Annotated in this window: 11 protein-coding genes; 9 read left to right on the top strand and 2 right to left on the bottom strand. The window is 41.6% G+C overall.

Annotation, left to right across the window (positions count from 1 at the left end; all coding sequences use genetic code 11):
- Positions 1-3 precede the first annotated feature (3 nt).
- The 6 genes from DUK53_RS05915 to DUK53_RS05890 all read left to right on the top strand — a co-directional run bounded on the left by DUK53_RS05915 (position 4) and on the right by DUK53_RS05890 (position 5751).
- Entirely contained in the window at positions 4-2274 is a 2271-nt protein-coding gene (locus DUK53_RS05915; RefSeq protein WP_036132629.1) for a glycoside hydrolase family 3 N-terminal domain-containing protein, read from the top strand.
- Positions 2275-2583, top strand: a complete 309-nt coding sequence (locus DUK53_RS05910) for a PTS sugar transporter subunit IIA (protein WP_036090452.1) — start codon at positions 2275-2277, stop codon at positions 2581-2583.
- 119 nt (positions 2584-2702) lie between these two features.
- A complete protein-coding gene (locus DUK53_RS05905; RefSeq protein WP_036059077.1) occupies positions 2703-3035 on the top strand; it encodes a PadR family transcriptional regulator in 333 nt (110 codons plus the stop codon).
- An 18-nt stretch (positions 3036-3053) separates the two neighbouring features.
- Positions 3054-4046, top strand: a complete 993-nt coding sequence (locus tag DUK53_RS05900) for a pentapeptide repeat-containing protein (RefSeq protein ID WP_036090454.1) — start codon at positions 3054-3056, stop codon at positions 4044-4046.
- 14 nt (positions 4047-4060) lie between these two features.
- The gene (locus tag DUK53_RS05895; RefSeq protein ID WP_036132634.1) at positions 4061-4993 is read left to right on the top strand and encodes a daunorubicin resistance protein DrrA family ABC transporter ATP-binding protein; all 933 of its coding nucleotides are present in this window, start codon (positions 4061-4063) and stop codon (positions 4991-4993) included.
- Positions 4990-5751, top strand: coding sequence for an ABC transporter permease (locus DUK53_RS05890; RefSeq protein ID WP_036090458.1), 762 nt, complete (start codon positions 4990-4992; stop codon positions 5749-5751). Before DUK53_RS05895 ends, DUK53_RS05890 begins: the two co-directional genes overlap by 4 nt.
- 46 nt (positions 5752-5797) lie before the next feature.
- On the opposite strand, the gene DUK53_RS05885 is transcribed toward DUK53_RS05890, so the two are convergent.
- Positions 5798-7327, bottom strand: coding sequence for an AMP-binding protein (locus DUK53_RS05885; RefSeq protein WP_036090460.1), 1530 nt, complete (start codon positions 7325-7327; stop codon positions 5798-5800).
- Positions 7328-7508: 181 nt separating this feature from the next.
- Here DUK53_RS05885 and DUK53_RS05880 point away from each other — a divergent pair, with 181 nt between their 5' ends.
- From DUK53_RS05880 to DUK53_RS05870, 3 genes are all read left to right on the top strand, one after another.
- A complete protein-coding gene (locus DUK53_RS05880; RefSeq protein WP_036132635.1) occupies positions 7509-12689 on the top strand; it encodes a DUF4011 domain-containing protein in 5181 nt (1726 codons plus the stop codon).
- 69 nt (positions 12690-12758) lie between these two features.
- On the top strand, positions 12759-14408 hold the full coding sequence (locus DUK53_RS05875) for a DUF2075 domain-containing protein (RefSeq protein WP_124892624.1): 1650 nt from the start codon (positions 12759-12761) through the stop codon (positions 14406-14408).
- Positions 14408-14758 (top strand): nucleotide pyrophosphohydrolase, encoded by a 351-nt coding sequence (locus DUK53_RS05870; protein ID WP_081964451.1) that lies wholly within the window; start codon positions 14408-14410, stop codon positions 14756-14758. The genes DUK53_RS05875 and DUK53_RS05870 overlap by 1 nt, the downstream gene beginning before the upstream one ends.
- Positions 14759-14802: 44 nt before the next feature.
- Here DUK53_RS05870 and DUK53_RS05865 read toward each other — a convergent pair whose 3' ends face one another.
- Positions 14803-16215, bottom strand: coding sequence for an MFS transporter (locus DUK53_RS05865; RefSeq protein WP_036132639.1), 1413 nt, complete (start codon positions 16213-16215; stop codon positions 14803-14805).
- Positions 16216-16286: the final 71 nt, after the last annotated feature.

The following is a 16286-nucleotide window of genomic DNA, read 5'->3' as shown; positions in this document are numbered from 1 at the left end:
AGTATGTCGCGATATTTAGATGATAGATTGGATACGGAGGAGCGAGTCGCGGATCTTTTGGCGCAAATGACGTTGGAGGAAAAATGCGGGCAGCTGAACCAGAGACTTTATGGCTGGCAGGCGTTTGAACGTGTGGGCGAGTCGTTTGACGTGACGCCGAAGTTCCAAGATGAGGTCGCAAAATTTGGCGGGATTGGCGCGCTATATGGCCTTTTTCGGGCGGATCCGTGGTCGGGAATGAATCAGGAAAATGGGATTAGTCGGGGGAACTCGGCGCGGGTGGCGAATCAGTTGCAAAAGTACGTGATGGAAAACTCGCGACTGGGCATTCCGATGCTATTTTCGGAGGAGGTTCCGCATGGACATCAGGCGCTGGATAGTGAGTCGTATCCGGTGAACTTGGCTCGCGGTGCGTCGTTTAATACGGCGTTGCAACGAGAAATTGCGGAGGCGATTGCCGCGGAAATTAGCGATAAAGGTGTGCATCTTGCTTTGGCGTCGGCGCTTGATATTTTGCGTGACCCGAGATGGGGACGCGCCGAAGAGTGTTTTAGTGAGGATCCATTTTTAGCGGCGGAATTCACGAAGGCAATCACGACGGGTTTCCAAGCGAGTGGCCGGGTTGCGGTAATTCTGAAGCATTTTGCAGCACAAGGCGAACCGATTGGTGGTCATAATTCTGGCCCAGTATCAATTGGGATGCGCGAGTTGCGAGAGATTTTCTTACCGCCGATGGTTGCTGCTGCTGAGGCAGGCGCGCTTGGCGTGATGGCGGCGTATAATGAAATCGACGGCGTACCGTGTCACGCAAATGGGGAATTATTGACGGGGATTTTGCGGGAGGAGCTGAGCTTTGACGGCATTGTGATGGCGGATGGCTGTGCATTGGATCGCTTGCTGGCGATGAATCCTGACGTGCGAGAAGCTGGTGCCATGGCACTTGCGGCGGGCGTTGACTTGAGTTTGTGGGACGAGGTATTTCCTAATTTGGCGGCAGCAGTGACCTCTGGCGATTTGGACGAGGAAGTACTGGATGTAGCGACAAGTCGGATTTTGCGATTGAAATTCCAACTCGGCTTATTTGAAAATCCGTACGTATCGGAAAGTGTGCCAGATCACGCCGAATCGTGGCGTGCTTTGAACGTAAAAGCGGCACGCGAATCTATCTGTTTACTGGAAAACCGCAGCGTTCTACCACTTAAAAACCCGCAACGTATCGCGGTTATCGGGCCGAATGCGGATGCCTTATACAATCAACTTGGCGACTACACAGCCCCGCAAAATTTAGCGGATGGCGTCACTATTTTGCAGGGAATCAAGCAATTCGCGCCTGAAAATACGATAATCAGCTATGAAAAAGGCTGCGATATCCGTGAAAAAGTAGCAGGTGGCATCGAACGCGCGTCAGAACTCGCAAAATCAGCCGATACCGTCATCCTTATTTTAGGAGGCTCGAGCGCGCGGAATTTTGATATGGAATTTTTGAATAATGGGGCGGTGAGCTCGAAGGGTCCGAATATGGATGCAGGCGAGAACGTGGATTTGGCGGATTTGGCATTACCAGCCGTCCAATTGGAGCTATTCCAAGCGTTGAAAAAGCAAGGCAAACCGGTCGTTGTCGTACTCGTGCAAGGGCGTCCGAATGCAATTCCAGAGCTCAGCGAACAGGCAGATGCGCTACTCACGGCTTGGTATCCCGGCGCACAAGGCGGAATCGCGGTCGCCGAAACCCTATTTGGCATCGTGAATCCATCCGGAAAACTGCCAGTCAGCATCCCGCGCTCCTCCGGCCAACTCCCGGTTTACTACAACCAAAAAGCCGGCGAATACAAAGAAGATTACTTCGATGAACGAGGCGCGGCGCTGTATCCATTCGGGCACGGCCTGAGCTACAGCGATTTCGCGTATCAAGAAATCCAAGCAACACATCAAAGCCGAACAGTTGCCGAGTTAGAATCAGGCGAGAAGTTCCGCTTCACAGTAACCGTGCAAAACCGCGCCAAACGTGCCGGCTCCGAAGTCGTGCAGCTCTATATCCACGACCAAGAAGCCAGCATTACGCGACGCAAAAAAGAACTAAAAGCATTCCAAAAAGTCAAAATTGGCGCGAACGAAACAATAGAAGTAACACTCGAAATCGGGCTGGCTGAACTCCAAATTTGGTCCATCCGAAATCGATGGGAATTAGAACCAGGCACCGTGCGAATTTTTGTAGGTGGAAGTTCGGTGACGGCGCTTGAGACAGTGATTGAGATAACAAACGGGGTGAGGTAAATGGAAGGAATGGAGCTAGCTTCTTTTCAAATTATCGGGGCTGTCGGCGGTGCGCGAAGCAAGATTACAGAGGCATTGCAACTTGCGAGACAGCGAAAGTTTACAGAAGCATATCGAAAAATCGATGAAGCCAACCATTATTTAAGCGAAGGACATAAAAATCACGTAAACCTTATTCAAAAAGAAGCAAATGGCGAGAAAATCCCGATGTCGATGTTATTCATACACGCCGAAGATCAGTTTATGACGACGTATTTACTTCGGGATATTGCGTATGAGATGGTGGAATTATGGAAAGCAACAAAATAATTTTTTGAGCGTATACCTTGATTGGTATGCGTTTTTTGATGTGTAATAGTAACTTGTTGAATCTATTACCTTGACTGTCATAGTAATGTGGTGTATATTATACGTATGGAGGCGATCACATGGCTGATAAGAAACTTTCCTCTGATTTGCTGAGAGGACATACGGATACGATTATTTTGAAGTTACTGATGAGCGGCGATAAATATGGATATGACATTTTGAAGTTGATTCATCTTAATTCGGACGGGGAATATGAACTGAAAGAAGCCACGATGTATTCCAGTTTGAAGCGTTTGGAGAAAGAGGAATGTATTGCTTCATACTGGGGCGACGATGCTACCAAGGGCGGACGGCGAAAATATTATACATTAACTGAAAAAGGCGAGGAACTATACGCAGAAAATAAACGGCAGTGGGAATCAGCAAAACGCATTCTCGAGCAATTATTATGAGGAAAGAGGTTAGGAAAAATGACGGAGAAATTAATTGGGTACATTGATGGGCAGTTCAGCGCATACGAGGATTCAGCGGAAATTAGCGAGCTAAAAGAAGAGCTCGTGCATGATTTACAAGAGAAATACGGCGAGTTAGAAGAGCAAGGTTACGATGCCGAGGAAGCATACGAGTTGACGATTCATTCGCTAGGTGATATTTCAGAAGTCATCGAAAGCATTGGCGTGAAGCGGAAGATGTCCTTGGAAGATAATCCTGCTTGGCAAGAAATTGAAGAAGCGAAGCAACGTGCGGCGAATAATGACGGAACAGTCCGAAGAAGAGTAGTAGAAGGCTTTAATTTCAGTAATTCTGACTTGAGAAATAGCCGATTTGACGAAGGCGAGTTTCGCAGTGTGAATTTTAAACATTCCAACTTGGCTGGGGTTAATTTTGATCATCGTGTGTTTATTGATGCGAAATTGGATTATGTGAATCTAACTGGCGCTTCTTTTGAGCAGGCGGAATTTCATAACGGTTCTCTAAAAGGTGTATACGCAAAAAAAGGTGAGGGTTCGCCGAGCTTTAGAGGTGCTTTCATGCAAGGTGTGAATGTCTCGGTTGCGATGTTAAAAGGCGCGGATTTTAGCTATGCGAACTTAGGAAACTCGAAATTTAACGCTTCTGAGCTTACGTATACGTCGTTTGAAGGCGCGGATTTGACGTTTGCTGAAATGAAACAATCAGCTTTAAGCAAGACGAATTTCACAAATGCGATATTTGACCAAGCGGACTTCAGTTACTCTGATTTATCAAAAGTGAATTTTGACGGCGAGGTATTTAAAGGCACTAATTTCAGAAGCACGGGGCTTGTTGGCGCGAGTTTTCGAGATGCAACGTTTGAAAATGTTTCTTTCAAAGGAAGTTACGTAAAACGTGCGGATTTCACTGGTGCAGTCATGGATTTGGCGTCTTATGAAAGCTTGAAAACGAATCGGAAAGCCAATCTTGACGGAATAATTCTAATGTAAAGGAAGCGTGTAAAATGGTACAAAATACGATTTCAGTCCATAATTTGGAGAAGTCTTATAAAAATGTAGAAGTGTTGAAAAAAATCAGTTTCACCGTTGAAAAAGGCACAGTTTTCGCGCTGTTAGGGTCAAACGGTGCCGGGAAAACAACCACAATTCGGATTCTAGCGACGCTTTTGAAGCCAGATGGTGGCGATGCGCAGATTTGTGACGCGGACGTTGTGAAGCAGGCGAATTTGGTGCGCGCGGCGATTAGTTTAACGGGGCAGAATGCGGCGGTCGACGAAATTTTGACTGGACGCGAAAATTTGCGATTGATTGCGAAATTACGGCATTTGCCAGATGCGAAGGGGATTGCGGATGAGTTGTTGGCGCGGTTTGGCTTGACGGATGCGGCGGATCGGGCGCTTTCGACGTATTCTGGGGGGATGAGACGTAGGCTTGACCTTGCGATGAGCTTGGTCGGGAATCCCGAGGTTATCTTTTTGGATGAGCCTACGACTGGGCTTGATCCGCAGAGTCGTTTAGCAATGTGGAAAATTATTCGGGAGCTCGCAAGCAATGGGACGACGGTGTTTTTGACGACGCAATATTTGGAAGAAGCGGAGCAATTGGCGAACCAAATAGCGATTCTGAACGATGGGAAAATTGTCGCGAATGGCACGGTTGCTGAATTGAAGCGGATGTTGCCGAACGGTCATTTGGAATTGCGTTTTGCAGAGGAAGCCGAGGTTACGGCGGCACATGCAGCGCTGGCTGACTTTGAGCCGACTTTGAATGTGGATGAGCAGTTGGTGACGGTGACGATTGATGGTAGCACGGCGCAATTGATGGCGATTTTAGGGGAGTTGGAAGCGGCGAACGTTGCGGTACTTGAATTTTCGCAAAAATCGCCAACACTGGAGGACGTATTCCTCACAATTATCGATAGAAAGGGTGAAGCATGATGCGGAATTATTGGAATGATATGCAGGCAATGGTTGGGCGCAACATGAAGCATGCCTTTCGTAGTGTGGATACAATCATTACAACTATTGCGATGCCGTTGATGATTATGTTGATGTTTGTATATGTTTTTGGAGGTTCGATTGATACTGGCTCGGAAAATTATATTAACTATGTCGTCCCGGGGATCATGTTTTTATGTATCGCGATGGGGACGGCGTACACGGCAGTAAGGTTAAGTCAGGATGTTACGACGGGGATTATTGACCGCTTTCACTCGATGCCTATTGCGAAATCGTCCATTTTGACAGGGCATGTCGTGACGTCAGTTGTGTTCAATTTGATCTCGACGCTTGTGATTGTTTTGGTCGCGTTCCTATTAGGATTCAGGCCAGAAGCAGGATTCGCTGGCTGGCTCGTCGTGATTTTGATTTTACTACTGTTCACGTTAGCGATGACTTGGATTGCTGTGATATCAGGATTGCTCGCGAAAAGTGCAGAAGGATCAGCATCGTTTAGCTACCTCATCCTATTGCTACTATTCATCAGCTCGGCGTTCGCCCCAACAGATTCGATGAACAAAGTCGTTCGAGCATTTGCGGAAAACCAGCCGATGACGCCGATTATTGAAAGTGTCCGTTCTCTGCTAGTTGGAAACGTGAACACCGGCGAAGTCTGGACGGCAATCGCCTGGTGCGGAGGGATTTTCATCGTCGCGATGATAGCTTCGATGCAAATTTACAAACGTAAAACGGAATAGCGAAAAAGGATAACCATCTGAGCGAGGCGGTTATCCTTTTTTGCGTCTACATTTCGCTATTTTGAAGCGAGCGTTCCAATTCCAAACGCTGAATTTTCATCGTCGCCGTCCGTGGCATTTCGTCGTATTTCATGAGAATTGGTTCATTGAGATGCGGTAAATCGGACACTTTTTTCCACCACAAATCCCAATTCATTTCCGCGCTCTCATTCACCGCCACAATCGGCTGCGGACTCCCATTTTTGCCCCGAATAATCACGACTTCATCTAGAAAAGTCAGTTCATCAAGCAAGGCATCCTCAATCGCGAGTGTGCTGTCAATTTTATCAACGAGATCGACTTGGCGGTCAAGCAAGGAAAGGCCCCCGAGCCGACTTTTGACACCGTAATCACCGCTGTCCCACCAAGCACCGTAGACATTTTCCTCGAAGCGCGGCGTCTCTTTGTAGTACGTCAACGCTCGACCTTTTGAGAACATCTGGATATTGCCACTAGTCCCAGCCGCAACCGGTTTCCCGTCCTGGTCCACAATCCGAGCCTTCGTCAAGCCAGGCATCCCAACGCCCATCGCGCGCGCGTTCGTCCGCTTAAGCGTAGATTTCGTATGGAAACGCATAATCATCGGACCACATTCACTCTGCCCATAAACCTGCAAAAACACCGGCAAGCGATACTCCGAGCACCGCAAAAATGTTGCCATCGTCTCTTTGTTAATCGCGTCAAACGTGGAATGATAATACTTCACACTTTCAAAAACGCTAGGTTCTTCGCGAGCAAGCGACGCCCACTGCACAAAATGATTCGGATGTGTTTCCAGAACCAACGGCGCAAACTCCGTGAGAACTTTAGTAATGTTGGCGCGGCTCGGATTCGCAATAGGAAGTAGCGGAAAACCCTTCGCCATCAGCGACGAAATCCCGATATTAAAGCGCGAATGCACCGGCGAAATATGAAATGCGACCAAACCACGCTTGCGGATGAGACTCAAAATGTTCTTTTGCCACTTCGTACGCCACCCCATCGAGTTCGCCGAGTGCGCAATAAGCTTCGGAACCCCAGTCGTCCCAGAAGTATGCGTCATGTAGGAAATCGCGTCCGGCGTGAGAAAGTCCTGCTCACAAAGCTGATCAAAAGTCGTTGCGAGAATCTCCTCGACCGCGATTAATTTCGAAGCAGGCAGGTTTTTCAGACTCTGCGCTTTTGCCGCCGTATCCCCATCGAAAACCATCCAAGGATTATCCAGCCGCGCGACAAGGATATCCATTGTTTCAGCAGGAAGATGCGCCGAGATCATGATTGGCACCGCGCCGAGATAAGAAACAGCAACAGCCAAGAGGTACGTATCGAATTTAGCCGACTTATAAACGATGACCTTCTCGCCTTTTTTGACACCGATTTTGCGCAATTGCGTCGCTTTTTGGATAAGAGCATTTTTGGAATCCGCGTATGTAGTGTGCAATTGAAGTTCGGGGAAAGCAGTAAGTGGCTCGTCGAAGTAGATCGCCTGGCTCGGAAAACGCTCCGCAGCCTCCGCGAAATTGGTATAGAGGTTTAGTGGTTTGTATTTGTTAAACATGGATGAGTGGTCAACTCCTTTTTTGGTGATGGGGTTATTATAGCATTATTGTGATGTGATTTACAAAGTGTTAGTGAAATATTATTGTGGAAAATGTAGGATAATATTTCTTTTTTTGGTATAATGAGAATAAACGATGCCCATGATGGCAACTGGGCGGGAAAATATAGGGGGATAAGTCATGAAACTAGCAGAACCAGTCGTACTTGAAGCATTAAGTATTGAGATTAATTACTCCAGCAAAATAAATTATGGTCTACAACAAAATGGTGTCAAAGTGATCGATGAAATAATTATTACTAATAATACAGCTCAGGATTTGCGTGATATAAAGCTAAGTATTACTACGGATCCTTTGTTTATTGATGTGTATAAACAACATATTTCTTTACTTCCAAGTGAGCAAGATATTTTGATAAGGCCTGATATAGCTATTTCTGCTGAATACTTAAAAAGCCAAACGGAGGGTGAGCGGGCTCAATTAAGCGTGTCCCTTTCCATCAATGAAGAAGAGAGTTTAAGTCATATGTATCCGATTGATATTTTAGCTTATAATGAATGGTCTGGAATTAATTATTTACCAGAAATGACAAGTGCATTTATTCTACCGAATTCAAAATACTGTCACGAAATCCAATCAAAGGCAGCCACTATTATCGGCAAATTGAAAAATGATGCTGTTTTCGATGGTTATCAATCAGGTAATAAAAAATATGTAACATATCAAATACAAGCTATATATGAAGCACTTAAGCAAGAAGAAATAGCGTACTCAACTCCACCAGCTAGTTTTGAACGGAGTACTCAAAAAATACGGTTTCCACAAACGATAAAAGAATACAAATTAGGAACCTGTCTAGACTTAACTCTATTAATGGCAGCGTGCATAGAATTGTTGGGTTTACGTCCTATTATTGTGTTTTATAAAGGCCATGCCAATCTCGGTGTGTGGCTCAAGGAGTATTGTTTTGAGGATGTTATTTCAGATGACTATGCATCTATTGCAAAACGAATTACAGAGAAAATATCAGATTTAATTTTGATTGAGACTACGTACATAACGCAGAAAAATAAGAGCTTTCAAGAAGCAGTAGATTCTGCAAATCAAAATTATACAAAATCGAATTTTGAAGTATGGATAGATATTTATCGTTGTAGAATTTCTTCTATAAAACCAATTTCTATTGAAAAACTACTAATTCAAAATAATGAAATAGCTGAAGATAGTGACCCGATTGTCTTCAATATTCCAGAATCAGATGAGGTAGTTAACAATAATGATGAATTTATGAATCATTCTGTTGAGAAGTTAGAGAAGATGGAGCTATGGCAAAGAAATTTACTAGATTTTACATTGCGAAACCCTCTATTGAACTATAATATTAATAAAAAAGGTATTGTCTCAGCCTCAACCAAATTGGCTAAATTAGAGGATTTGATCCAATCTGGGCAGAAGATAGGGATAGTACCAACTCCAGAGGATATTATTGCAAATAGACGCAGTACCCCAAGCGAAAAGAATGAAATACTAAAATCACTTGGCGATGAAGATTTGAAAAATAGTCGTTTAAGATCTGTATTAGGCGAAGGGGCGTTACGAAAAGAACTGGTGAAAACATACAGAAAAACAAAAGATGATCTGGCTGAAAATGGGGCTAATTCTTTGTTCTTAGCAATTGGCTTTATTGAGTGGTATGAAACTACAAAAAGTGAAACAGTAAGGTATGCACCGCTTATTTTACTGCCAATCAATATAGTGAGAATATCTGTGGCTAAAGGATACTACATCGAAAAATATGATGAAGAAGTGCAGGTCAATATATCCTTAATAGAGTATATGAAGCGGACGTTTAGTTTGGATTTGAGTTTTTTATACGATTTACCAAAAGATGATTTTGGAATAGATGTTGACTTGGTTATAAATATGGTTAGAAGAAAGATTCTAAATATTGAACGTTGGAATGTTATAGAAAAAGCTGCAATAGGAAATTTTTCGTTTTCCAATTTCATTCTGTGGAACGATTTGGTTACTAATAAAGAACTCTTGTTAGGAAATAAGGTTGTAAAAAGTTTAATAGATGGTAAAAAAAGTTTTAGCGATGAGCCAGAAACGATGTCTCATATTAATCTAGAGGAAGATGAAACAAGTATAATTTATGCGCCGTTAAGTGCGGATAGCACACAACTAAATGCGGTTATCTCTGCGGTAGATAAAAAACAAAGCTTTGTACTGCATGGACCACCAGGATCTGGGAAGTCACAAACGATTACGAATATAATTGCACATGGTTTAGCGAACGGTCAGAAAATACTTTTTGTTGCTGCGAAAATGGCAGCGCTAAATGTTGTCTACCAGCGTTTAAAGGATGTAGGATTAGCTGATTATTGTTTAGAAATACATTCAAACAAGAGCCAAAAGAAAGAAGTGTTAGGCCAATTTAAAAATATATTTGGAGAGAATACATTAGTTCCTACTAATAATTGGGAAGAACACATGGCAAAAATAAAACTAAGTAAGCAAGAACTAAATAAGGTTACTCAGCTTTTGCATGAAAAAAATCATATTGGATTTTCAATTTTTGATATGATAAATAGGTATAGTGATATTGATAATTCTATCCATCCAATAAAAATAGATGCACAGTTCTTAAGTTCATTAAATAAAGAGCAACACTATGAGAATATAGAGTTATTGAAAAAAATTGATGCGGCAGCGAGCCCTATTGCGCCGTTAGTAAGTTCGCCTTGGTTATTTGTTACAGATAAACGGTATAGTCGTGAATTAGAGGATAGTTTGTCGAGTTGTCTAATAGCAACCGTGGAAGATATTACTCAGTTAGATATATGCTTAAAAGCTAAGTTGGGAACATTGGGCTTAGATATAGAATTTAAAAACGCTGAGTCAATGAAGAACTTAGTAGATGCATTAATACGATTGGAAGAAATAGGGTATACGGATTTAACGATAATAGATGATACATTTAAAGAACACTATGACACCTTAAAAACTGGGCTATACAATGGTCAAAATGCAGAACGCTATCGAAAGAATATTTTAGCGGATTATGATGAATCTATACTGACAGTAGATTTGCTGGAACTTAAAGCGCGCCTGAAGGATGTCGATAATACCTGGTTTTTACCAAAGTATTTCAAAATGAAAAATTTGAAGAAATCTATTATTCAGCATAAAAAAGAGGCTGATATGCTAGATGATAAAATTGCAGGTTTACTTGAAGAACTAGAGCAATATCATGATAGTTTTACTAAGTACACAACCGAAACAAACGTATTGTCTAAAGTTTTTGGTAAAGATTTTAAAACTGGAAATGAAGACTGGGGATTATTGAATAAAAAATTAGACTTGCTGTTAGACGTACACACGAATCTGCATGATTGTATTAGTAAAAATAATCCAAGTGTCGGGACACGTACTATAGACCGAGATATGAAAAATATAATTGACACACTTGCGGTAAACCTTGACCAGCTAGATAGTGAAGAGGCTAAAGTTCAGAACAAGATCCTAAAAAAATATATAGTAAATATTAGTGGGAACATGAAAATATTAGATAGTCTGACTAATAGTGACAGGTACACATCAGAAATTGAATGGCTTGTCAGCTTGAAACAAGTTTTAGAAACACAAATATCAAAATTGGGAACACTAAGAAATGCTTTGATTTTCAATGAAACTAGAAATGCAAAAAATGCAGATGTATTGGATTTTGTACTAAGCCCGTTTTTAAATAGTGATATTTATAACTTAGATTTGGTAGATACGTATTTAAAATCCGTATATTATCACTTAATTGATTTAGATATTTCATCTAAGCCAGAATTAGCGAATTTTTCTAAAGAGAAGATAGAAGACAGCGTAAAAGAATTTATTCAATTAGATTGTGAATATCGTAGTATGGTTGATGATGTTATTAAGGCACGTGTAAATACTACAATTCCTAATATAGCAGAGCTTGCAAAAACAGATGACAGTGTGGCTTATTTGTCTAAAGCTATAAAAAGTAATGGTAGAGGCATCTCTATCCGCAATCTATTCAACAAGGTGTCATCTTTGATATCGCAAGTTAAGCCAGTGATGCTAATGAGTCCGATTTCAGTTGCTCAATATTTAAGCCCAGATTTTGAGCAATTCGATTTAGTTATTTTTGACGAAGCATCACAGCTACCAACGAATGAAGCTGTAGGGGCAATGGCTAGAGGCAAAAATGTCATTATAGTCGGAGATCCTAATCAACTACCACCAACCTCGTTTTTTAAAGCAAAATCAGAGGAAACTGATTTCGAACAGATGGAACTAGATAGTGTTCTGGATGATTGCCTGACACTGCACTTACCTGAAAGTCATTTAGAATGGCACTATAGAAGCGAACATGAGAGTCTTATTTCATTTTCTAATTCTAGATACTATGATAATAAGCTCGTTACCTTCCCATCTGTTGATAACCAAAGATCTAGAGTGTCATTTAGAAAAGTGGATGGTGTATATGATCGTGGAGGTACGAGACAAAATAAAATAGAGGCAATGGCAATAGTGGACGAGATATTTGCACGTATCAGAGATCCATACCAAAGTAAGAGTATTGGAGTTGTAACTTTCAATCAACAACAACAAAATTTGATACAGGATATCATAGATGAAAGGTTGACGGCTTCACCAGAATTGGAGATGTATTTTAAGGACGATATTGGAGAACAAATATTTGTTAAAAACTTAGAAAATGTCCAAGGTGACGAACGAGAGGTCATTCTGTTTTCTGTCGGATATGGTCCGGATAATGATGGTAAGATGACAATGAACTTTGGCCCTCTTAATAGTAGTAACTCGGGATGGAGAAGATTAAACGTTGCTATAACACGTGCAAAAAAAGAGATTGTTATTTTTGCCTCAATCGAACCAGATGTTATTGATACATCAAAGACAAAAGCCCAGGGAGTTCATGATTTGAAATCCTTTATGATGTTTGCTAAACGTGGGAAACAGCCGTTAACATTGATGGAAGATAGAAAATATGGAACAAATAACAAAGCTATTTTAACAGAAATTATGGATTTTCTTGTGATGCAAGGCTATGCTGTAGAAACGGGTATTGGGACATCGTCATTTAAAATAGATCTTGCAGTTAAGAGTGACCAAAATTCAAAAGAATATTTATGCTACATCGCTTTAGATGATGAGAACTACTTGGCGAATGATACGGTATATGACAGAGAAATCGGTACATCCTCTATCCTAGGGGATTTAGGTTGGAAAAAGATATCTGTGTGGACTATTGATTGGTGGTTTAACAAGGATAGGGCAAAAGAAAATTTGATTAAGCAAATAGAAAGGATAACTAACTGATGTTGCAAGAATGGGTGGTATCGCTAAATATGATACCGCCCAATCAATAATTCAATAGGGGAAATGAACATGACTTCAAAACTAATCCAACTCACAAAATTTGAAAAAGAACCAATTCAAGAAATCGACTCGGCGTATTTCAACAACTATCCAATCGTCTACATTCTCTATAACGAGTCCAAAAAACCAGCCGCATACATTGGGCAGACAGTTCATTTGCAACGAAGAATGAAACAACATTTAAGTGATACACAACGCAAGCCATTAAAAACCGCCTTGTTCATTGGTAACGAAAAGTTCAACCAGTCGGCAACCTACAATGTAGAAACGAATCTAATCAACTTTTTTATTGCTGAGAAAAGATATAATCTTCAAAATGTCAGTCAAACCTTGGATAATAAAATGCACGATTACTACAACAAAGAATATTACGATCAAACGTTTTTCGACTCCATTTGGGATGAACTTCGCGAACAAAATATTGTCAGGGAGTCTCTTGAAGATCTGCGGAATAAGGATGTTTTCAAAATATCGCCGTATAAAGAACTATCCGCAGAACAGATGGATTTGAAGCATCATATTATTGACTATTGCAAACGGCATATTGACGATGATAAGCACAGTATTTTTTTCATTGAGGGGGACGCGGGCACTGGGAAAAGTGTCGTCCTAAGTTCGACTTTCAATACTATACAAGATCTCTCACAAGACAAAGGTTCGAAATTATATGGTGCGGAAAATTATTTACTCGTAAACCATCAAGAAATGCTGAAAACATATAAAGAAATTTCAGAGACATTACCAAATTTAAAGAAAAAGAATTTCATGAAACCAACAAGTTTTATCAATAGAAAAACAAGTCCAGAGAAGGCTGTAGCTGATATTGTATTTGTTGACGAGGCTCATTTACTACTTTCGAAAAAAGATAGCTACAATAATTTCAATCAAGACAATCATTTGGAAGAAATCATCAAGCAAAGTAAGATTACAATTGTCGTATACGATCGAAAACAAGTATTAAAATTCAAGAGTTATTGGGATGATAAGCTAATTGATTATGTTAAACATGGCATTCATAGTGAAGTACTCATGCTAACTAATCAATTCAGGATTCGAGCAGAAGAGGAAATTCTAAATTGGATGGACGCATTTACGAATAAAAAAGTTCTACCGTTGCCAAAATCGGTCACGAACGCAAGAAAAGATAGCTTTGAACTTGAAATTTTTTCAGATGCTGGCGAAATGTACAAGAAAATTCAGCAAAAAAATAAGAAATACGGCCTGTCTAGATTAGTATCTACGTTTGATTACCTACACAAAAAAGATAAGAAAGACTATTTTATAGAGGAGCCTAATTTCAAACTCCCTTGGAATCGTACTCACTATAAAAAAACATGGGCGGAAGTTGAAGAAACGATTCATGAAGTAGGTTCGATTTACACGATTCAAGGCTTTGATTTGAATTACGTCGGCGTCATCCTAGGTCCATCGGTATCCTACAATTTTGAAAAAGACGAATTGGAGATTATAACCGCCAACTATAAAGATTCGGAGGCATTCAAAGCCCGTGAGGATATTCCTGCTAATCAGGCAGAAGAAGTAAAAACACAAATAATTTTAAATTCTATTAATGTCCTGATGAAGCGAGGAATTCATGGCTTATATATTTATGCGACTGATCCAAAACTGCGTCAGAAACTAGATTCATTAAACGATTAATTTTTAGGAGGGATTCTGAATTGGATGATATATTGGCTAAAATAAACGCCTTTAGGGAAGAACGTGATTGGCGGCAATTCCATAACCCGAAAGATTTATCCATTTCGATTTCATTGGAAGCTGCGGAATTACTAGAAAATTTTCAATGGAAAACAAGTGAAGAAGTCCTAAATGGTGACATGGAAAATGTAAAGGAAGAGATTGCGGATGTGCTTATATATTCGCTGATGTTAGCGTCAGATTTAAACATGGATGTTGGTGAGATAATCGAGGAAAAGCTGCACAAGAACAGTTTGAAATATCCGGTAGAAAGCAGCAAGGGGAGCAGTAAAAAGTATACAGAGTTATAAAATAAAACGGTTCATTCGCATCTTGGAATGAACCGTTTTTCTGATCATATCTTCTTCGGCAATCTAAAAACCAACACAAAACAAACCACCAGTAGCGCAATATTCACGTACATACTCGTCTGCAAACCGTCTGAGAATGCTTTGGCTTGCGATACGCCGGTAGCATCGCCGAGCGTTCTGAAAAATACCGAACCGACAACCGCAATCCCAAAAGAGGAACCAACACGTTGCGCCGTATTAAACATTCCGCTGGCACCACCGCGCTCTGGCCCAACTACCGTCGAAAGCGTAAAACTGTTCAGAGGCGCAATAATCAAACCACTTCCAAGTCCTGCAATCAACAACGGAAGCGCAAGCCACCACGCTGAAAAAACACCATCATGCATCTGAAAAACAACGGAAACCGCTGACAATCCGATTATCACCAACGTCACACCAAGATGCAAAAGCCGGCGCCCGATTTTCATAATAAACCGATTACTGTTCGCCGCGGCAACGACACTCCCAATCGCAAATGGTGTAATAGCAAGCCCAGATGCAATCGCGGACTGGCCAAAACCAGTTTGCCATGTCACCGAGAGAATGAAGAAAATACTCGTAAATGCTGCAAAATAAACTAACGAAAGCACCATTCCGGATACAAATGGTTGATTTTTAAGCAAGTTCGGTGAAATTAACGGCTGATTCCCGCGTTTTGCTTGGCGGACGCTCCACCAATACAACAATAGGAAAAACGGTATAGAAGACGCCATCCACATATAATCGACGAATCGGAACCCGTCAGAACCGCGCGATATAACGGGGTATAGTAATAGCATCAAGGCGAGCGTCAACCCAAATACGCCTGGAATATCAAATCGCACTTTCTCTTTAGGCGCTTGGTGTTTCGGCAAGTACAGCATCGCCAGCACCAAGGTCACTAAAACAATCGGTACATTGACGAAAAACACAGCGCGCCAACCATTATCAGGTCCAAATAACTCAATCAAAAGTCCGCCTGCAAGTGGCCCAATCGCCGTTGCCACACCAATCACCGAGCCCAGTATCCCGAATATTTTTCCGAGTTGTTTGCCGTGATACATGTCCATAATGACCGCGTTGATTTGCGGGAAGAATAATCCCGCCGCAAGCCCCTGTATTACCCGGGAAATAATCAAGCTTTTCTCCGTCTGCGCGTACCCGGCCGTGATACTCATAATTAAAAATAGCAAAATCCCAAAGATATAAATATTTTTCCGACCGAAGCGATCACCTAATCGTCCCGCTAAAATAAGGACGACCCCAAACGCCAATGCGTAACCCGAAATAATCCACTCAATCGACTCACTTGTTGCATGAAGCGCAGTTGTGATGTCAGGTAGGGCGACATTGACAATCGTTGTATCAAGTAATGATATAAAAGCACCAAGCATGATAGAAACCAGTGCTAACGTTCTTCGTCTATCCGTCTTTTCCATTTTTGAACCCCCTCGTCTAACTAGTCTATTTCCTCCAAGCCAAATTCTAAACGCCTACTCGAAAGTATATG

The sequence above is a fragment of the Listeria sp. SHR_NRA_18 genome, from assembly GCF_003856515.1.
In the GTDB taxonomy this organism is placed as follows: domain Bacteria; phylum Bacillota; class Bacilli; order Lactobacillales; family Listeriaceae; genus Listeria_A; species Listeria_A newyorkensis.
This window is presented reverse-complemented; position numbering and strand designations above follow the sequence as displayed.

Bases quoted from the DNA above. Each gene is read 5' to 3' on its own strand.
- DUK53_RS05915 (WP_036132629.1), top strand. From the start codon at position 4: ATGTCGCGATATTTAGATGATAGATTGGATACGGAGGAGCGAGTCGCG.
- DUK53_RS05900 (WP_036090454.1), top strand. From the start codon at position 3,054: ATGACGGAGAAATTAATTGGGTACATTGATGGGCAGTTCAGCGCATAC.
- DUK53_RS05905 (WP_036059077.1), top strand. From the start codon at position 2,703: ATGGCTGATAAGAAACTTTCCTCTGATTTGCTGAGAGGACATACGGAT.
- DUK53_RS05875 (WP_124892624.1), top strand. From the start codon at position 12,759: ATGACTTCAAAACTAATCCAACTCACAAAATTTGAAAAAGAACCAATT.
- DUK53_RS05910 (WP_036090452.1), top strand. From the start codon at position 2,275: ATGGAAGGAATGGAGCTAGCTTCTTTTCAAATTATCGGGGCTGTCGGC.
- DUK53_RS05890 (WP_036090458.1), top strand. From the start codon at position 4,990: ATGATGCGGAATTATTGGAATGATATGCAGGCAATGGTTGGGCGCAAC.
- DUK53_RS05880 (WP_036132635.1), top strand. From the start codon at position 7,509: ATGAAACTAGCAGAACCAGTCGTACTTGAAGCATTAAGTATTGAGATT.
- DUK53_RS05865 (WP_036132639.1), bottom strand. From the start codon at position 16,215: ATGGAAAAGACGGATAGACGAAGAACGTTAGCACTGGTTTCTATCATG.
- DUK53_RS05885 (WP_036090460.1), bottom strand. From the start codon at position 7,327: ATGTTTAACAAATACAAACCACTAAACCTCTATACCAATTTCGCGGAG.
- DUK53_RS05895 (WP_036132634.1), top strand. From the start codon at position 4,061: ATGGTACAAAATACGATTTCAGTCCATAATTTGGAGAAGTCTTATAAA.